At 52.1% G+C, this 17,155-nt stretch carries 19 protein-coding genes; 11 read left to right on the forward strand and 8 right to left on the reverse strand.

Translation table 11 applies throughout. From position 1 onward, the window contains the following. Window positions 1-123: 123 nt before the first annotated feature. Together RCF31_RS13450 and envC are read right to left on the reverse strand one after the other, a co-directional pair. Window positions 124-1,023, reverse strand: a complete 900-nt coding sequence (locus RCF31_RS13450; protein WP_416411165.1) for a divergent polysaccharide deacetylase family protein — start codon at window positions 1,021-1,023, stop codon at window positions 124-126. Between the two features lie 3 nt (window positions 1,024-1,026). Then, a complete protein-coding gene (gene envC, locus RCF31_RS13455) occupies window positions 1,027-2,328 on the reverse strand; it encodes a murein hydrolase activator EnvC (protein ID WP_416411166.1) in 1,302 nt (433 codons plus the stop codon). Between the two features lie 248 nt (window positions 2,329-2,576). Between envC and RCF31_RS13460 the strand changes: the two genes are divergently transcribed. The 5 genes from RCF31_RS13460 (at window position 2,577) to cysE (ending at window position 5,697) form a co-directional block, all read left to right on the forward strand. Then, a complete protein-coding gene (locus RCF31_RS13460) occupies window positions 2,577-3,008 on the forward strand; it encodes a rhodanese-like domain-containing protein (RefSeq protein WP_013511012.1) in 432 nt (143 codons plus the stop codon). A gap of 17 nt (window positions 3,009-3,025) precedes the next feature. Next, window positions 3,026-3,280, forward strand: coding sequence for a glutaredoxin 3 (grxC, locus tag RCF31_RS13465; RefSeq protein WP_208716910.1), 255 nt, complete (start codon window positions 3,026-3,028; stop codon window positions 3,278-3,280). Window positions 3,281-3,320: 40 nt separating this feature from the next. Beyond that, entirely contained in the window at window positions 3,321-3,788 is a 468-nt protein-coding gene (gene secB / locus RCF31_RS13470; protein WP_013511010.1) for a protein-export chaperone SecB, read from the forward strand. Next, entirely contained in the window at window positions 3,788-4,807 is a 1,020-nt protein-coding gene (gene gpsA, locus RCF31_RS13475) for an NAD(P)H-dependent glycerol-3-phosphate dehydrogenase (protein WP_299448516.1), read from the forward strand. Before secB ends, gpsA begins: the two co-directional genes overlap by 1 nt. A 68-nt stretch (window positions 4,808-4,875) precedes the next feature. Continuing rightward, window positions 4,876-5,697 carry a serine O-acetyltransferase gene (cysE, locus tag RCF31_RS13480; RefSeq protein WP_084877917.1) on the forward strand — a complete coding sequence of 274 codons (822 nt, stop codon included), beginning with the start codon at window positions 4,876-4,878 and terminating at the stop codon, window positions 5,695-5,697. Here the strand turns inward: cysE and trmL are convergent. The 3 genes from trmL to cpxR are packed head-to-tail and all read right to left on the reverse strand — an operon-like array spanning window position 5,694 to window position 8,274. Continuing rightward, a complete protein-coding gene (gene trmL, locus RCF31_RS13485) occupies window positions 5,694-6,167 on the reverse strand; it encodes a tRNA (uridine(34)/cytosine(34)/5-carboxymethylaminomethyluridine(34)-2'-O)-methyltransferase TrmL (RefSeq protein WP_416411167.1) in 474 nt (157 codons plus the stop codon). The two genes, cysE and trmL, sit on opposite strands and share 4 nt — an antisense overlap. A gap of 35 nt (window positions 6,168-6,202) precedes the next feature. Then, window positions 6,203-7,579: an envelope stress sensor histidine kinase CpxA gene (gene cpxA, locus RCF31_RS13490; protein ID WP_084877911.1), complete on the reverse strand. Its 1,377-nt coding sequence runs from the start codon at window positions 7,577-7,579 to the stop codon at window positions 6,203-6,205. Next, on the reverse strand, window positions 7,576-8,274 hold the full coding sequence (gene cpxR / locus RCF31_RS13495; RefSeq protein ID WP_084877909.1) for an envelope stress response regulator transcription factor CpxR: 699 nt from the start codon (window positions 8,272-8,274) through the stop codon (window positions 7,576-7,578). The genes cpxA and cpxR overlap by 4 nt, the downstream gene beginning before the upstream one ends. Window positions 8,275-8,424: 150 nt before the next feature. On the opposite strand from cpxR, the gene cpxP reads away from it, so the two are divergent. The 6 genes from cpxP to RCF31_RS13525 all read left to right on the forward strand — a co-directional run bounded on the left by cpxP (window position 8,425) and on the right by RCF31_RS13525 (window position 14,767). Next, a complete protein-coding gene (gene cpxP / locus RCF31_RS13500; protein ID WP_084877906.1) occupies window positions 8,425-8,937 on the forward strand; it encodes a cell-envelope stress modulator CpxP in 513 nt (170 codons plus the stop codon). Between the two features lie 347 nt (window positions 8,938-9,284). Beyond that, window positions 9,285-10,484: an anthrax toxin-like adenylyl cyclase domain-containing protein gene (locus RCF31_RS13505; RefSeq protein WP_416411168.1), complete on the forward strand. Its 1,200-nt coding sequence runs from the start codon at window positions 9,285-9,287 to the stop codon at window positions 10,482-10,484. Between the two features lie 189 nt (window positions 10,485-10,673). Next, complete coding sequence (fieF, locus tag RCF31_RS13510; protein WP_299448503.1) at window positions 10,674-11,576, forward strand: CDF family cation-efflux transporter FieF; 903 nt, start codon at window positions 10,674-10,676, stop codon at window positions 11,574-11,576. A gap of 208 nt (window positions 11,577-11,784) precedes the next feature. Continuing rightward, the gene (gene pfkA, locus RCF31_RS13515; RefSeq protein WP_299448501.1) at window positions 11,785-12,747 is read left to right on the forward strand and encodes a 6-phosphofructokinase; all 963 of its coding nucleotides are present in this window, start codon (window positions 11,785-11,787) and stop codon (window positions 12,745-12,747) included. 145 nt (window positions 12,748-12,892) lie between these two features. Next, window positions 12,893-13,882, forward strand: a complete 990-nt coding sequence (locus RCF31_RS13520) for a sulfate ABC transporter substrate-binding protein (RefSeq protein WP_299448499.1) — start codon at window positions 12,893-12,895, stop codon at window positions 13,880-13,882. A 129-nt stretch (window positions 13,883-14,011) separates the two neighbouring features. Further along, window positions 14,012-14,767, forward strand: a complete 756-nt coding sequence (locus tag RCF31_RS13525; protein WP_416413259.1) for a CDP-diacylglycerol diphosphatase — start codon at window positions 14,012-14,014, stop codon at window positions 14,765-14,767. A gap of 41 nt (window positions 14,768-14,808) precedes the next feature. Here RCF31_RS13525 and tpiA read toward each other — a convergent pair whose 3' ends face one another. The 3 genes from tpiA to fpr form a co-directional block, all read right to left on the reverse strand. Next, on the reverse strand, window positions 14,809-15,576 hold the full coding sequence (gene tpiA, locus RCF31_RS13530) for a triose-phosphate isomerase (RefSeq protein WP_084877893.1): 768 nt from the start codon (window positions 15,574-15,576) through the stop codon (window positions 14,809-14,811). Window positions 15,577-15,697: 121 nt separating this feature from the next. Next, a complete protein-coding gene (locus RCF31_RS13535; RefSeq protein ID WP_299448496.1) occupies window positions 15,698-16,288 on the reverse strand; it encodes a YiiQ family protein in 591 nt (196 codons plus the stop codon). Window positions 16,289-16,391: 103 nt separating this feature from the next. Further along, complete coding sequence (gene fpr, locus RCF31_RS13540) at window positions 16,392-17,138, reverse strand: ferredoxin--NADP(+) reductase (protein WP_416411169.1); 747 nt, start codon at window positions 17,136-17,138, stop codon at window positions 16,392-16,394. Between the last annotated feature and the right edge of the window lie 17 nt (window positions 17,139-17,155).

Raw genomic sequence — 17,155 nt, forward strand, 5'->3', positions numbered from 1 at the left:
GACCGGTTGATCTGGCTTAAGTTTCATTGCCGGCGATGCTGTTTGGGTATCGTTTAACCGCATTGACGATGCAATGCGGTCAGAAGAAAATTCTCCATTATCTACGCGGGAATGGGAAGCCGCTCAGAACAAATTTGTCAGATTCCGGATAAAGGGACTTTGCTGAATGCTCTCTGCGAGCAGAGATACTGCCCGACTCTGTGGCACGGGTGGCAGCGGTTTGCTGGCCTTACAGACACCAGGTGCACGGAAATGAGGTACAGGAGTGGGCTGCGGTTTAGTTGGCCCGGACCCCTGATGTAACGGCTCATTCAGCAACTGGCTGGGACGCACCAGCGTGATATCCGCAGGCAATGTTGGCAGCATTTGCTGCAATACCCGCACGGTATTGGGATGAGGATGCCCGATGGCAATGGCATAGCCATCGCGCTGCGCCAGTTTCACCGCGCGGTTAAATTGTTCGCGAATCGCTGCATCATTCTGGCTGTCATCGAGAAACACCCTACGCTTCAGTACCTTAACATGCGTTCCTTCAGCGGCCGGGATTGACTGGCTGTTGCCGATAGTCATGCTGTCGAGAAAGTAGAAATTGTACTGATTCAGTACCTGCATCACCTTCTGCATCCCCGGCAGGCTGGATGTCATTTTGCTGCCCATGTGGTTATTCAGCCCCACCGCATACGGCACTTTGCCAACCGCATCGTGGATAATGCGTGCAATTTCCGCACTGGACATCTCTGGCGTGAGCGTATCTTTCTCCAATGGCTGCTTGCTGAGAGGAGCCATTGGCAGATGGATAAGGACTTCATGACCACTCTGATGCGCTTTGGTCGCCATTTGTCGGGCAAAGGTGGCGTTTGGTAAGACGGCAACCGAGATGGCTGCGGGCATCTGCAACACTTTGTTCTCTTCGACCGGGCGATAGCCGAAGTCGTCAATCACAATGGAAAGTTTGCCCGCATGGGCGGAAAGTGACAAAAACAGGCCACACAACGCAGCCGGGAGTTTATGAGGTTGAAACAAAGCTTATCTTCCTAACCACGGTAGTGGGTTGACGGCTTGTCCCTGACGCCGGATTTCAAAATAGAGCGAAGGTGTGCCGCGGCCGCCGCTGGTACCCACCAAAGCGATAGGCTGTCCTGCCTTCACCTGGGCACCGACACTCACCAGCGCACTTTGGTTGTAGCCGTAAAGACTCATATCGCCTTTACCGTGTTCCAGTACCACAACCAGACCGTAGCCCTGCAGCCAGTCGGCCATCAGTACGCGTCCATCGGCGATGGCTTTCACTTCGGTTCCTTCTGGTGCGTCAATCACCAGACCTTTCCAGCGCAGTTCGCCTTGCATGGTTTCCCCAAAGCGATGCTCAACACGCCCGTGGACTGGCCAGACGGCCTGACCTCCGGGCCGACCCAGACCCCCGGTACGGGCCATCAGCTCACGCTCACTTTGCGTTGGCTGATAACTCGATCCTTTGGCTTTTGCCTGTGCCTGGCGCTGACGTACTTTCTCCGCCTCACGCGCTTCACGCTCGGCTCTCTCTCGGGCCTCACGCTCCGCCTTGGCGATTTTGTCCTGCAGACGGCTCTCGTTTTCGCGCATTTCTACGAGGTCAGCCTGGTCTTTTTCCAGCGCACTTTCCAGTGCCGTCAGGGTTTTCTTGCGGGCAACGCTTGCAGATTCAAGTTTGGTTTGCTGCGTTTGCTGCTGTGCTAACAGACTTTTTTGCTGCTGCTGTTTGTCCTGCAACGACTGACGCTGTTCCGCGAGCTGTTGCTGCGTCTGTTTCAGGTCATCGATGTTCTTCTGGCGTGCAGCATTAAGATAGCCAAAATAGGCCAGAATACGTTCGCTGCGTTGTGCCTCTTCGCCGCCCAGTAGCAGCTGTAAACCGTTGTGCTGACCCTGACGAAAGGCGGCATCAAGCTGCTGGGCCAGTAATTTTTCCTGCTGTGCCTGCTGTTTTTCCAGCCGGGCAATGGAGGCGTTGAGTTGGGCAATATCGTTGTCGAGGGCGCTGAGGCTATTGCGGGTTTCGCGCAGCTGGCGGCTAGCCTGAGCAATAACCTTCTCCTGGCTTTGCAGCTGATCCAGCAGCTTACTGCGCTGCAATTTTTGCGCTTTCACGCTTTTCTCTTTTTCGGCGATATTTTGCTGAATGGATTTCAGCTGCGTTTTGCTGTCATCATCACTGTGGGCAATGGGCGGCAATAGCAGAGCGCCCGCGCAGAGCAGGCTGAGGGAGAATGTGGACCAGCGTGTTAACAACGGATGCGCTGGGCCGTTGTGACAGGTCCTTGTTGGTAAAACAATCGCTTTTCCCTTCATAGTCGCTAATTATTCCACGATGAACAGCCGCTTACCAGTTTCCCGGGCCGGGTTTTGCTTTTCCAAACATGTCTTCCCCAGCTTACAGGCAGAAACTTTGTCTTAATTTTGCGATTAGAACACTTTTTTTGGAAAATGACGCACAAATCGTAACTCTGGCCCCTTAGCGACTGTACATGCGAGGTGGCGCAGGTATACTCAGAACCCTTGTTTTAGCTTATTAGCCCGGTCTGGAGTCGTTACCCCTCATGCAAGAAATTATGCAGTTTGCAAGCAATCACCCCATCCTCAGTCTGGCATGGGTTGTCTTACTCGTTCTGGTGATTGTAACCACCGTTAAAGGAATGTTCTCGAAGGTAAAAACCATCAGTCGCGGTGAAGCAACCCGCCTGATTAACAAAGAGGACGCGGTGGTGGTAGACGTTCGTTCGCGTGACGACTATCGCAAAGGACACATTTCTGGGGCGCTGAATGTAGCGGCGGCAGACATCAAAAAAGGTAGCTTTGGCGAACTGGAAAAGCATAAGTCTCAGCCCATAATTGTGGTATGTGCCACCGGGCAGAGCGCTGGCGAACCAGCAGCACAGCTGAGTGCCGCTGGGTTCACGCAGGTTTCGGTTCTGAAAGATGGCGTGAGCGGCTGGAGCGGTGAAAACCTGCCGCTGGTGCGCGGTAAATAATTCGCAAAGGTAACTGCATGGCTAATGTCGAGATTTACACCAAAACGACCTGTCCTTATTGCCACCGGGCGAAGGCGCTGCTTAATCAGAAAGGTGTGACGTTTCAGGAGATCCCTATTGATGGGGACGCGGTGAAACGTGAAGAGATGATTCAGCGTAGCGGCAGAACGACCGTTCCACAGATATTTATCGATGCGCAGCATATTGGCGGCTGCGATGATCTCTTTGCGCTGGATGGGCGCCAGGGACTTGATCCCTTATTACAGGCATAACTTAACGGCCACACAATTCTAACTAACAGGATTTAGTAACATGTCAGAACATAGCACCAACGAAATGCAGTTCCAGATTCAACGTGTTTACACCAAAGACGTGTCTTTCGAAGCGCCGAACGCGCCGCAGGTTTTCCAGAAAGAGTGGGAACCGGAAGTGAAGCTGGATCTGGACACCGCGTCCTCTCAACTGGCTGATGAAGTCTATGAAGTGGTGCTGCGTGTTACCGTAACGGCCAGCGTCGGTGAAGAAACCGCGTTCCTGTGTGAAGTTCAGCAGGCCGGTATTTTCACTATCAGCGGTATCGAAGGCACTCAGATGGCACATTGCCTTGGTGCGTACTGCCCGAACATCCTGTTCCCGTATGCGCGCGAATGCATTACCAGCCTGGTGTCTCGCGGTACTTTCCCGCAGCTTAACCTGGCACCGGTCAACTTTGATGCGCTGTTCATGAACTATCTGCAACAGCAGCAGGGTGAAGGCGACGCGCCACATCAGGATGCCTGATGACTACACTCAACGCTTCGATTAGCGTCATCGGTGCCGGCTCGTACGGCACCGCATTGGCCATCACGCTGGCCCGCAATGGTCACCCGGTTTTACTCTGGGGCCACAACCCGCAAAGCGTAGCGCAACTCCAGTCTGACCGCTGCAACACCGCTTTTCTGCCCGATGTTCCTTTTCCCGATAACCTCGTTCCTGAAACCGATTTAGCACAGGTGGTCAATGCCAGCCGTGATCTGCTGGTGGTGGTTCCGAGCCATGTGTTCGGTGATGTCCTGCTGCAGCTGAAGCCGCATTTGCGTAGCGATTCGCGTATCGTTTGGGCGACGAAAGGTCTGGAAAAAGAAACCGGGCGATTGCTGCAGGATGTGGCACGTGAAATCCTCGGCGATACCATCCCGTTAGCCGTGATCTCTGGGCCAACTTTCGCTAAAGAGCTGGCTGCGGGTATGCCAACGGCGATTGCGCTGGCGTCAACGGATGCGCAGTTTGCTGACGATCTCCAGCAGAAGCTGCACTGTGGGAAAAGTTTCCGTGTGTATAACAACCCGGACTTTATTGGCGTGCAGCTGGGTGGTGCGGTGAAAAACGTGATTGCGATCGGCGCCGGAATCTCTGATGGCATCGGTTTTGGCGCGAATGCGCGCACCGCACTCATTACCCGTGGTCTGGCCGAAATGAGCCGTCTGGGCGCAGCATTGGGGGCTGATCCTACCACCTTTATGGGGATGGCAGGCCTGGGCGATCTGGTGCTGACGTGTACCGATAATCAGTCTCGTAATCGTCGTTTTGGCATGATGCTGGGGCAGGGCGAGAACGTAGATGAGGCGCAACGCATTATCGGACAAGTTGTAGAAGGTTACAGAAACACCAAAGAAGTCAGAGCGTTAGCTTCCCGCGTTGGTGTGGAAATGCCAATAACCGAGCAAATTTATCAGGTATTATATTGCGAAAAATCAGCGCGAGAGGCAGCATTGAGCTTACTCGGCCGTGCAAGGAAGGACGAAAACAGCCAAAGCTGAAGCAGGATGCCCAGCGTCATCACCTGGAGCGCCCCATCAGGCGCTTTTTTTATCGGGAGAACACAGCAATGTCGTCTGAAGAGTTAGAACTGGTCTGGAACAATATTAAAGCGGAAGCCAGGGCACTGGCCGACTGCGAGCCGATGCTGGCCAGTTTCTTCCATGCGACATTGCTTAAGCACGAGAACCTGGGCAGCGCACTTAGCTACATGCTGGCAAACAAACTGGCTAACCCGATTATGCCTGCCATCGCTATTCGCGAAATCGTTGAAGAAGCCTATCGTGAAGACCCTTCGATGATCGTTTCTGCTGCCTATGATATTCAGGCGGTGCGTCAGCGTGACCCAGCCGTTGATAAATATTCTACGCCTTTGCTGTATCTGAAAGGTTTCCATGCCCTGCAGGCGTATCGTATTGGTCACTGGCTGTGGAAGGAAGGTCGCCGTGCGCTGGCGGTTTACCTGCAAAACGAAATCTCGGTCTCATTTGCTGTAGATATTCACCCGGCTGCAAACATTGGTCATGGCATCATGCTCGACCATGCCACCGGCATCGTGATCGGCGAAACGGCCATCGTAGAAAATGATGTTTCCATCCTGCAAAACGTCACCCTGGGCGGTACCGGTAAAACCAGTGGCGATCGTCATCCGAAGATTCGTGAAGGGGTGATGATTGGCGCGGGTTCAAAAATACTTGGCAATATCGAAGTGGGGCGCGGTGCCAAAATTGGTGCCGGTTCCGTGGTTCTTCAGCCGGTACCACCGCATACCACGGCAGCAGGCGTACCGGCACGCATTGTCGGTAAACCTGCCAGCGATAAACCCTCAATGGACATGGATCAGCACTTTAATGGTACCGTTCCAGGTTTTGAGTTCGGTGACGGCATCTAGCTCTTGATCAGCGCGCCAGCATAATCAAGCTGGCGCCACGCTTCATATACTACGACTGAAACCGCATTCGACAGGTTCATACTGCGACTTTCGGGCATCATCGGAATACGAATTTTTTGCTCGGGTGGCAGCGCGTTAAGAATCTCTGCGGGTAGCCCCCGGCTTTCCGGACCAAACACCAGATAATCGCCAGCCTGATAACGCACGGCACTATGCGCCGGGGTGCCTTTGGTGGTGAGTGCAAACACCCGCTGGGGTGCTTCAGTCGCAATGAATGCCGCATAGTTAGCGTGATGCCTGATGGCGGTGAATTCGTGGTAATCCAGCCCGGCACGTCGCAGGCGCTTATCATCCCAGGCAAAACCCAGAGGTTCGATCAGGTGCAACTGAAAGCCAGTATTGGCGCAGAGACGGATAATATTGCCGGTATTAGGCGGAATTTCAGGTTCAAATAAAACGATATTTAGCATAAGGCCCCCGGAAACGAGGGCCGAAGCATAACAAATTATTGGCGGGCGGAGTACAACGGCAGCCAGAGGGTCAGGCGCAGGCCGCCGAGCGGGCTGTCATCAGCTTTCACCCAACCGCGATGTTGCTGAACTGCCGTTTCGACAATCGCCAGCCCCAGGCCGGTGCCGCCTGATTCGCGATCGCGTGCCTCATCGGTACGGTAGAACGGGCGGAAAATCTGCTCACGATCTTCCGGGCTGACGCCGGGACCATCATCATCCACATGTACGGTAATACCCTCGATATCCACCGAGAAGCTAACGCTGATATGCGTATGCGAATAACGCAGCGCATTGCGTACGATGTTTTCCAGCGCACTCTCCAGCGCGTGTGGGTTGCCATATAACGGCCACGGACCCGGTGGATAAGGAACGTCCATACGTTTACCCATCTGCTCTGCTTCGAATTTGGCATCTTCCAGTACACCATTCCACAGATGGTTGGCCTTCATCGCTTCGCTGACCAGCGCATTTTTATGCTGGGTGCGTGACAGTACCAGCAAGTCGTTGATCATTCCGTCCAGTCGCTGCGCTTCCGTTTCAATACGTTCCAGCTCTTTGCCTTCACCCTGACGACGACGCAGCAGAGCGGTGGCTAACTGTAAACGGGTGAGGGGGGTGCGTAACTCATGGCTGATATCTGACAGCAGGCGTTGTTGTGCCGTCATCATGCGTTCGAGTGCGCTCACCATCTGGTTGAAACTTGAGCCAGCGGCCAGGAACTCTTGTGGTCCTGATTCCAGTTCCGGATGCTGCCGCAAATTGCCGCTCGCTACCTCATCGGCGGCATGTTTAAGCTTACGTGCCGGACGTGCCAGGCTCCATGCCAGCCACAGTAACAGCGGGGAGCTGATCAGCATGGTGACGATGAGTAATAGCAACGGGCGGTCAAACAGCAGATTGACGAAATCCAGTTGCGAGCTGGTGGCGGGGCGGATCAGATAGAGCTGGTAGTTATCTTCGCCATCGCGTACGGCAAAGGGGCCAACCATTTCTACCCGACCATATTTTTTCTTCTGCGGGTGATCGGCATTGTCGGACTGACCAATAAAGTTGCGGATAACCTGCATTTCGTTGTGCTGGGCGCCAATGACGCGCCCCTCACTGGTCACCAGCAATAGTCGCTGGCCTGGCGGAGCCCATTTCTCAATGGCGCGAAATAACCGACGCCACCACATCAAATCGTTGGGTGGGTCTTGCGCCAGTTCGGCTTCAACATGCTGCTCGATCATGATGCCCTGCCGCTGTTCACTTTCCAGCAACGAGGTCATCTGTCGAGAGTCGAGTTTTGGCACCATCAACACCAGCATCAACACCAACGCCAGGGTAAGCCAGAAGATGGCGAAGATGCGGGTGGTCAAACTTCCAATCATGATGCCGAAACCATCAGGTAGCCACGTCCGCGCAGAGTTTTAAACCACGGATGACCATCACGACGTTCCGGTAATTTACGACGCAGGTTAGAGATATGCATATCGATGGCGCGGTCAAACGGCGTCAGACGCTTACCCAGCACTTCCTGGCTGAGATGTTCGCGTGATACCACCTGGCCAAGATGCTGTGCCAGCAGATAAAGCAGGGTGAATTCCGTGCCGGTCAGGTCCAGCGTTTCATTATCGAAGCTGGCTTCCTGGCGACCTGGGTTAAGTCGTAAACAATCGACTTCCAGCGTGGGTGAACTGTTGTCGTGCTGCTGCTGTTGCTCGCTCCAGTTGGAACGACGCAGAATGGCGCGAATACGCGCAACCAGCTCGCGATCGTTAAAAGGTTTAGGTAGATAGTCATCCGCACCCAATTCAAGACCAAGGACGCGATCCAGTTCGCTGCCGCGTGCAGTCAACATGATCACCGGTGTCTGGTGTTGCTGACGTAACTCTTTCAGTGTGTCGATACCGTTCTTTTTCGGCATCATGACATCAAGCAGTAACAGGTCTACGGTGTTGTCCAGTAGGTTGAGTGCCTGCTCGCCATCGCTGGCGACAATCACTTCAAAACCTTCCATCTCAAGCAGTTCTTTAAGCAGCGAAGTCAATTCGCGGTCATCATCAACCAACAGGATCTTATTCATTTTTTATTGCCCTCCGCAGGCAAAATACCGTGTTCCCATATCGTCAATCCAACGCTTTACGTAGTTTTACACCCCCTGACGGATGTTTGCAGCTGCCGCCGTACACTAGTCCTCGTTGAATCGCAAAACGGAACGAACTGGGAGTAAACGATGCGCAACTTAACCGCCGTCGTCATTGCCTCAGCGATGGTTCTCAGTCACGCCAGCGCAGGAGCAGCAGACACGACGACGATTGACGAGATGCATCATAACGGCGGATTGACGACAGGCAGTATGACGCAAAATCCGCAAAGCCACATGTTTGATGGCATTGAACTTACTGAGCAACAGCGGCAACAAATGCGAGACCTGATGCAACAAGCGCGACTCGAACGTCCCGCCGTCAGCGTTCAGGATATAGAAACTATGCATGACCTGGTCATTGCAGACAAATTTAACGAATCAGCCATCCGCCTGCAGGCAGAAAAAATTGCTCAGGCGCAAGTCGAACAAAACGTTGTGATGGCTCGGGTTCGTAATCAGATGTACCACCTGCTAACGCCTGCACAGCAAGCGACATTGCAGAAGAATTATGAGCGGCGCCTCAATGAAATGCGCAGGCTCTCAGAATTGCAGCCATCATCACCGCTGCAAGCAGTGAGTAGTACCAGCAGTAACCAGTAACATAGTATCCCTGTTTTCCTTGCCATAGACACCATCCCTGTCTTCCCCGCCATGACGGCGGGGTTTTTTTTGTCAAAAAATCACAAAAAAAATCAGCTGATGAGCATTAGCCATCAACCCATGAGGGCTGGGCAGAAGCAACCGGAAAAGGGTTTTGCAGTGGATACTTCTACGTGCAGGTACCATGCTGTACCTGTTTGAATCTTGATCGGTAACGTTGCAAAGTGGTGTGAATCTCACGGAGTGTACGAAATTCGAAAGTTTTTGCATAAAAACATAAGGACAATGCTTTCAGATAGCAGACAATTCTATCGTTCCCATGCGCATTGATGACAAAAAGGAAGGATATGCCAATAAATATACCTAAATCGCATTCTCCCTTACCTGCACAATCTACCCAGTCATCATCTTCAGCAGAGTTATTGGCCAAAAATCAGGTGGAAAAACTGGCTGAAGTTATAGATTTATGTAAAAAAGATAATATAGGGATAGTGCCAAATCATCTCGTTAAACTACAACGTTTGTCTTATGAGAAGAATACTATAATCGGCATTCGTCCGGTTGATATGATGGCAACGGATCTCATCGCAAGTGGATATCCGACAAAAGGATTCCACATAAAGGGGAAAAGTGCTGACTGGGGCCCGCAAACATCTTTTATCTGTGTTAAGCAGGAGCTAAGCAAGCTTGCCGATCGGCCAGATAAACAAGAGGGATTTAATAAGGAAGTGCAAGATTGTATGAGCAAAGGTTATGCTAATAAAGTTGTATTGGAAATAACAAAGGCGAGGCTGGATTCACTCGTCGAGAATAATTATATCAAAAATATAAAATATGGTGTAAACCGTCAGCCTCTTGAGTTAGAGGCCAGTACGCCAAAAGGTGCCATGCATAAGTTTGAGTTGGTACCCGGAACAGATAAAGGATCCTGGCAGGTTATCTACAATGGTGAACCCGTTGAAGTTTTAGCCCCGGCTGGGTCGGGTCAAAAACCTCTTACCGCCGATTACGACCTTTTTATGATCGCGCCGGCATTTGAGGATTATGGTGTTGAAGATAAATTATCTGTGCATGATGTGTCTCATCATATATTTAAAGAGAGAATGGATAGTTATACAACGCCTCATGAAAAACTACCTGGTAACTTAAAAAGTTCATATTTAAGTGAAGTTGAATTTTATGCGAAGGTAGATAAGAGCGTTGGTAATGTGTCGGTGCGCATTCGCAATATGATATCCAGTATTAATGAATGTCTGGTTGGCAACGGTGAACCGGTTGTGCATCATAGCACAGACACCTGTAATCCCTGGACAGATATTGAAGCAAATTTCCCAGCAGTCTTTACGCTGCCTAAATCCTTTGGCGATTTTAGCGAAATATGTGTGGTCAGGAATGTGGAAGAATTAAAATCTTTCGCGCAGGAGGCTAAAGACGAAGGTTATTATGTGCCACTAAATCCAGTTTGGGACAAAGAAATAACCGATATTCGGTCTTCGCGATTTATGGATGCGAAAAATTTCGCTATCCGGCATTGGACACACAGATAACCATTAAGCCTCAGGCTCTTAGCCAGATCTTTCCTGTCATCACGTCTGTTCAACCGCAAGATATGAAAAATGGCGACTTTTATTGTCACTGCAACACCATCCAGGCAGCGTTTACCTGCTAATGATAAACTTGAGCCATTCTGAGATTAAACGGGCGCACCATTGAACGTTGCCCGAAGAGGCCAAGGCATGGAACACTCCTACGCAAAGCTGGTGAGCCGCGCAGCGTTGTCTGCCACGGTGCTGGCATCGCTGTTGTTAATCGTTAAAATTTTTGCCTGGTGGTATACCGGTTCGGTCAGTGTGCTGGCGGGGTTGGTGGATTCACTGGTCGATATCGCTGCTTCGCTGACCAATCTGCTGGTGGTGCGCTATGCCCTGCAACCTGCGGATGCCGACCATACTTTTGGCCATGGTAAGGCTGAATCCCTGGCGGCACTGGCGCAAAGTATGTTTATTTCCGGATCGGCGTTATTCCTGTTTCTTACCGGTATTCAGCATCTTGCCTCTCCCGAAATCCTGCGAGCTCCACTGGTCGGTATTGTGGTCACGGTGATTGCACTCTGTTCAACGCTGGTGCTGGTCACTTTTCAGCGCTGGGTGGTGCGGCACACCCGTAGCCAGGCGATTCGCGCTGATATGCTGCACTACCAATCCGATGTCATTATGAACGGTGCTATTCTCATAGCGCTCGGCTTAAGCAGCTATGGTTTTTCCCGGGCCGATGCATTATTCGCCTTAGGGATTGGCGTTTATATTCTGTATAACGCGCTGCGTATGGGGTATGAAGCCGTCCAGTCACTGCTGGACCGTGCTTTACCGGAAGAGGAACGTCAGGCGATTATTGATTTGATCGCCAACTGGCCGGGCGTACGTGGTGCGCATGACTTACGTACCCGGCAGTCTGGCCCGACGCGCTTTATTCAGTTGCATCTGGAAATGGATGACCATCTGCCGCTGGTGCAGGCACATAAGGTGGCCGATCAAATTGAACAGGCATTACGCAGCAAGTTTCCTGGCTCCGACGTCATCATTCATCAGGATCCCTGCTCAGTTGTACCGGAAAATCAACAGGGTTTTTTCCAGTTTTAATAGTTTTAAATCATCGTGTTGCGGGATAAAAATGACGGAACGCTAACAACTCTGTAAAAAAATAGCGAAAACTTGTCTGACCTGAATCAATTCAGCAATCAGCCTTTGATATACTATCTCTCAACTATAAGGCCGTGCGATCGCGAGCTGGTCTCCGCAGGGGCACTGGCGGGAATAATCCTTAGTTTTGAACAATCCAGAGGTTGTCATGATCAAAAAAATCGGAGTACTGACCAGCGGCGGCGACGCCCCAGGCATGAACGCAGCCATTCGCGGAGTTGTACGTTCCGCGCTGAGTGAAGGACTTGAAGTTTTTGGCATCTACGACGGCTATCTGGGGCTCTATGAAGACCGTATGGTCAATCTCGATCGCTACAGCGTCTCGGATATGATCAATCGTGGCGGTACTTTCCTCGGTTCTGCTCGTTTCCCGGAATTCCGTAACGAAGAAGTTCGTCAGGTTGCCATCGAAAATATGAAAAAGCGCGGCATCGATGCGCTGGTGGTGATTGGTGGTGACGGCTCTTACATGGGTGCTAAGCGCCTGACGGAAATGGGCTTCCCATGCATTGGCTTGCCGGGCACCATCGACAACGATGTCGCCGGTACTGACTACACCATCGGTTATTTCACCGCGCTGGAAACGGTAGTGGAGGCGATTGACCGCTTGCGTGACACTTCTTCTTCACATCAGCGTATTTCCATCGTTGAAGTGATGGGCCGTTACTGCGGCGATCTGACACTGGCGGCAGCAATTGCTGGTGGCTGTGAATTTATCGTGCTGCCGGAAATTCCTTATACCCGTGAAGAACTGGTCGCTGAAATCAAAGCCGGTATCGCCAAAGGTAAAAAACACGCCATCGTGGCTATCACTGAGCACATCTGTGATATCGACGATCTGGCGCATTACATTGAAGCTGAAACCAAACGCGAAACCCGTGCCACGGTTCTGGGCCACATTCAGCGTGGCGGTGCGCCTTGTGCTTATGACCGCATCCTGGCTTCACGTATGGGTGCGTACTCCATTGAACTGCTGCTGCAGGGCTACGGTGGACGTTGCGTAGGTATTCAGAACGAGAAGATGGTGCACCACGACATTATCGATGCCATCGAAAATATGAAACGTCCGTTCAAACGCGACTGGCTGGATACCGCGAAAAAACTCTACTAAATCAGCAAAATCAAGGCGCGTCAGGGTACGCGCCTTTTTTATGTCTGCTCATATTCTCTCCAGTTATAACAGCTTATTTTTAATTCTTTAATCTGTGGATTAGTTTGTGTCAGTCTTGTTCTATAACGACTTCGGAGAGCAAGCAATGAACAAGTGGACTATTGGTGTCACCCTGTTACTGGCTTCAACCAGTGTTTTGGCAAAGGATATTCAGCTGTTAAACGTGTCTTACGATCCGACGCGTGAACTTTACGAGCAGTACAACAAAGCGTTCAGCGCCCATTACAAGCAGGAAACCGGTGATAACGTGGTGATCCGCCAATCGCACGGTGGTTCAGGTAAGCAGGCTACCTCGGTGATCAATGGCATCCGTGCGGATGTGGTGACGCTGGCGTTGCAGTCTGACGTTGATGCCATTGCTGAGCGTGGTCGTATTGATAAAAACTGGATCAAACGTCTGCCTGATAACTCCGCGCCTTACACCTCGACCATTGTATTCCTCGTGCGTAAAGGCAATCCGAAGGGCATCCACGACTGGGCTGATCTGATTAAACCGGGTGTATCGGTGATTACGCCAAATCCGAAGACATCCGGCGGTGCGCGCTGGAACTATCTGGCTGCCTGGGGCTGGGCCCTGGATCAAAATCACGGCGATCAGGCCAAAGCAGAAGCGTACGTCAAAGCGCTGTTTAAGAATGTTGAAGTGCAGGATTCTGGTGCGCGCGGCGCTACCAACACCTTTGTTGAACGCGGTATTGGTGATGTGCTGATTGCCTGGGAAAACGAAGCGTATCTGGCGGTCAACAAACTGGGTAAAGACAAATTTGAAATCATCACACCGAGCGAATCGATCCTTGCCGAGCCGACGGTGGCAGTGGTTGATAAAGTGGTCGATGAACGTGGCACCCGTAAAGTGGCAGAGGATTACCTGAAGTACCTCTACTCCCCGGAAGGGCAGACCATCGCCGCGGAAAATTTCTATCGCCCGCGTGATGAAGCGGTGGCGAAGAAATTTGCCAGCACCTTTGCACCGGTAAAACTGTTCACTATCGATAGCAAATTTGGCGGCTGGGAGCAGGCGCAGAAAACCCACTTTGCCGATGGCGGCACTTACGATCAGGTTATGAAACCGTAATCGTTCTGCCAGTAAAGTATCACGGCCAGCCTTTGCTGGCCGTTTTGCTTTGGCGCGCGGCAAAAGTCCGTGACATTCATCATCTGCCAGGCGAGGATGCTGGCAGATGATGAACCGAGGGACCACGCTATGCAGGGCAGCCGTCGTACCCTGAATCTGATTACCTTGTTGCTTGCACTGTTGATTATCGGCTTAGTCCTGGCTGCGGTGCACTTCCAGAAAAACTCCAATGCCTTGTGGCAAATTATCAGCGAGAAATGCCTGCCTGGTATGACGCAACGCGGTGATCCTGCTCCCTGTCAGCAGGTGGATGTGGCAAAAGGCTACGTTACGCTGAAAGATCTCAACGGTCCGTTGCAGTATTTGCTGATGCCCATCGAAAAAATCACCGGTATGGAAAGCCCGATTCTGCTGAATCCGGCAACACCGAATTTGTTTGCGGATGCCTGGCAGGAGAGGAGTTTACTGGCGCAGCGCCGTGGTAAACCGATTGCCGACAGTGCGCTATCGCTGGCGATTAACTCACAATATGCTCGTTCACAAAATCAGCTGCATATTCATATTTCCTGTCTGCGGCCGGATGTGCGTCAGCGGCTGGATGCACTGGCTCCGCTACTCAGCGAGCAATGGCAAAGTGAAACGCTGCAAAAACATCGTTATCAGATACGCACCCTGACAGAGGCGCAGCTGGCGCAGCAAAGCGTTTTTATTCGTCTGGCATTAGAAGTCCCTGACGCACGTAGCGAGATGGGGAAATACGGCATGGCGCTGGCAGCGTTGCCGGATGGTCGCCTGGCGCTGATGGCGATTGAACGCAACTGGGCCAAACTGGAAAGTGGTTCGGCAGAAGAATTGCAGGATCATCGTTGCCAGATTCTGCAATAAAAAAGGCGGCTGTTAAGCCGCCTCGTCATGCATCAGAACGATTACGCGTTTTTCGCTGCGGCGGCAGCTTTAACAATCACCGCAAAGGCGTCAGCTTTCAGTGACGCACCACCAACCAGCGCACCATCGATGTCAGGCTGAGTGAACAGTTCTGCGGCGTTTTTGTCATTAACAGAACCGCCGTACTGGATGATGACCTGGGCAGCCACTGCGGCATCTTTCTTCGCGATATGATCGCGAATGAATTTATGCACGGCCTGAGCCTGCGCAGGCGTTGCTGATTTACCAGTACCAATCGCCCATACCGGTTCGTAGGCAATGACGACACCCTGGAAGGCTTCTGCGCCCTGAGTTTCCAGCACTGCGTCGATCTGACGTGCGCAGACTTCTTCAGTTTTGCCCGCTTCGTTTTCTGATTCGGTTTCACCAATACAAAGAACCGGTACCAGGCCAGCAGCTTTCAGCACAGCGAATTTCTTCGCGATAAATTCGTCGCTTTCTTTGTGATAAGTACGACGCTCAGAGTGACCGATGATGATGTATTTGGCGCCGATATCTTTCAGCATGTCAGCTGAAGTTTCGCCGGTGAAAGCGCCAGACAGATTGACGTCGACGTTCTGAGCACCCAGTGCAATGTGGCTACCGGAAATGGCATGTTTTGCCTGAGCAAGATAGAGTGCCGGCGGAGCAATCGCCACACCGCAGCCTTCAACACCAGACAGTTCTTTGCGCAAACCTGCGATCAGCTCGTCAGTCATATGCTTGCTGCCGTTCAGTTTCCAGTTACCCATAACCAGTGGATGTCGCATTCTTTCCTCCGCATAACGCGATTCATGAAATAGCACTGCTCAAAGGCAGCGATGTCTGCCAGACAGTATAGAGATCAAATATGTCGCTGGCTTTGCTTTTCGTCATTTTTGCCGGGGGTGATCAGGGTGTGGCAAGCGCCAGTTTGATCGGCTCTACAGCAAAGGTCAGGCCCTTATCACCGTTGTCCGCGACCACAAAACGCAGCGCCCCTTCATTACGGGAAAAATAGCGTGAACCTTTGCCTGCGCTGAGCAGGGAATCGAGCTTTTTACGTCCGTCTTCAGGCGATAACCCGGGGGAGAAAAAGCGCAGCAGGGCGGTCATGTAAGCCATGGCCTTTTCCTGGGCATTCTTCTCATCCGGCCCTGGCACCGGCAACCAGGTTACCTGTAACGTTTTGATTTTACCGGTGCCTTGCTCCAGCGCCGTAGAGGCATACAGGGTTTCGCTAATTTTGCTGGCAGCCCGCGTCAGGTTGCTTTTATCGTCCTGATTATCGATGGAACGATATTCCATCAACGGCAGGTCAGGATTGGCGGCATTGTACTTTTCACGAAACTGCGCAATGGTCATATCAAAGGTGGGCGCACCAGGCAGTAAATAAGGGGCCGCAGGCAGATGGTCGCTGCGATCCTGCGGGGGTGCGTCTTCCGCCCAGACGGGAAATGTCAGTGCGAGGCTGAGTAGCAACGCGCCTGGCAGATTCTTCATTGCTTCGGTCCTAACCAATAACGTAGCCAATGATTAGAACGGTTTTTACCAGCGAAAGTCAAAACCCCGGCCTGGAAAAAACTCACATTATGCCGCCCATCAGTTACCAGTAATGTTCGCTGCTCATATGCCCGGGTTTGCGTTTGAAATGCTTGCGCATGCCGCGGTTATCTTTCAGCAATTGCTGGGTATCGCGCACCATTTGTGGGTTGCCGCACAACATGATGTGGCTGGTATCCGCATCCATCGGTAACCCTACTGCCTGTTCCAGTGCGCCGCTTTCAATCAGTGCGGGGACACGACCATGCAGCGAGCCAGCCATCTCTTCACGGCTGGTCACGGTCTGTATATGCAGCTTCCCCTGATAACGCTGCTGTAATTGCTGCATCAGTGGCAGGAAGCTGAGATCGGCGGCATAGCGCGTGGCATGGACTAGCACGATATTCTCGAAACGCTCCAGCCCTGCGCCCTGTTGCAGAATAGACAAATACGGGCCAATGGCGGTGCCAGTGGCCAGCATCCACAGTGTCTGGCAATCAGGAATTTCGTCCAGCACAAAAAAGCCTGACGCTTCTTTCGTCACCATCACCTGATCGCCCGGACGCAGCGTCTGTAACCTCGGGCTAAGCTTACCTTCTGGTACCGTAACCAGATAGAACTCGAGCAGCGAGTCATGTGGTGCATTGACATAGGAATAAGCACGCTGCACGCGTTCGCCGTCGATTTCCAGCGCCAGCTTGGCAAATTGCCCGGCGATAAAGGGATCGATGGGTGCCTGCACGCGCAGGCTGAACAGGGCATCGGTCCAGTTTTTGACTTCTTTCACTTCGGCATTGACCCACTCAGCCATGTTCACTCCTTATTGTT

The sequence above is a fragment of the Pantoea sp. App145 genome, from assembly GCF_047947045.1.
In the GTDB taxonomy this organism is placed as follows: Bacteria; Pseudomonadota; Gammaproteobacteria; order Enterobacterales; family Enterobacteriaceae; genus Pantoea.

What these genes read in the sequence shown, in the direction of transcription:
- secB (WP_013511010.1), top strand. Translation starts at nt 3,321, where the DNA reads ATGTCAGAACATAGCACCAACGAAATGCAGTTCCAGATTCAACGTGTT.
- cpxP (WP_084877906.1), top strand. Translation starts at nt 8,425, where the DNA reads ATGCGCAACTTAACCGCCGTCGTCATTGCCTCAGCGATGGTTCTCAGT.
- RCF31_RS13525 (WP_416413259.1), top strand. Translation starts at nt 14,012, where the DNA reads ATGCAGGGCAGCCGTCGTACCCTGAATCTGATTACCTTGTTGCTTGCA.
- gpsA (WP_299448516.1), top strand. Translation starts at nt 3,788, where the DNA reads ATGACTACACTCAACGCTTCGATTAGCGTCATCGGTGCCGGCTCGTAC.
- grxC (WP_208716910.1), top strand. Translation starts at nt 3,026, where the DNA reads ATGGCTAATGTCGAGATTTACACCAAAACGACCTGTCCTTATTGCCAC.
- tpiA (WP_084877893.1), bottom strand. Translation starts at nt 15,576, where the DNA reads ATGCGACATCCACTGGTTATGGGTAACTGGAAACTGAACGGCAGCAAG.
- fieF (WP_299448503.1), top strand. Translation starts at nt 10,674, where the DNA reads ATGGAACACTCCTACGCAAAGCTGGTGAGCCGCGCAGCGTTGTCTGCC.
- RCF31_RS13535 (WP_299448496.1), bottom strand. Translation starts at nt 16,288, where the DNA reads ATGAAGAATCTGCCAGGCGCGTTGCTACTCAGCCTCGCACTGACATTT.
- RCF31_RS13505 (WP_416411168.1), top strand. Translation starts at nt 9,285, where the DNA reads ATGCCAATAAATATACCTAAATCGCATTCTCCCTTACCTGCACAATCT.
- RCF31_RS13520 (WP_299448499.1), top strand. Translation starts at nt 12,893, where the DNA reads ATGAACAAGTGGACTATTGGTGTCACCCTGTTACTGGCTTCAACCAGT.
- cpxR (WP_084877909.1), bottom strand. Translation starts at nt 8,274, where the DNA reads ATGAATAAGATCCTGTTGGTTGATGATGACCGCGAATTGACTTCGCTG.
- cysE (WP_084877917.1), top strand. Translation starts at nt 4,876, where the DNA reads ATGTCGTCTGAAGAGTTAGAACTGGTCTGGAACAATATTAAAGCGGAA.
- trmL (WP_416411167.1), bottom strand. Translation starts at nt 6,167, where the DNA reads ATGCTAAATATCGTTTTATTTGAACCTGAAATTCCGCCTAATACCGGC.
- pfkA (WP_299448501.1), top strand. Translation starts at nt 11,785, where the DNA reads ATGATCAAAAAAATCGGAGTACTGACCAGCGGCGGCGACGCCCCAGGC.
- fpr (WP_416411169.1), bottom strand. Translation starts at nt 17,138, where the DNA reads ATGGCTGAGTGGGTCAATGCCGAAGTGAAAGAAGTCAAAAACTGGACC.
- RCF31_RS13460 (WP_013511012.1), top strand. Translation starts at nt 2,577, where the DNA reads ATGCAAGAAATTATGCAGTTTGCAAGCAATCACCCCATCCTCAGTCTG.
- envC (WP_416411166.1), bottom strand. Translation starts at nt 2,328, where the DNA reads ATGAAGGGAAAAGCGATTGTTTTACCAACAAGGACCTGTCACAACGGC.
- cpxA (WP_084877911.1), bottom strand. Translation starts at nt 7,579, where the DNA reads ATGATTGGAAGTTTGACCACCCGCATCTTCGCCATCTTCTGGCTTACC.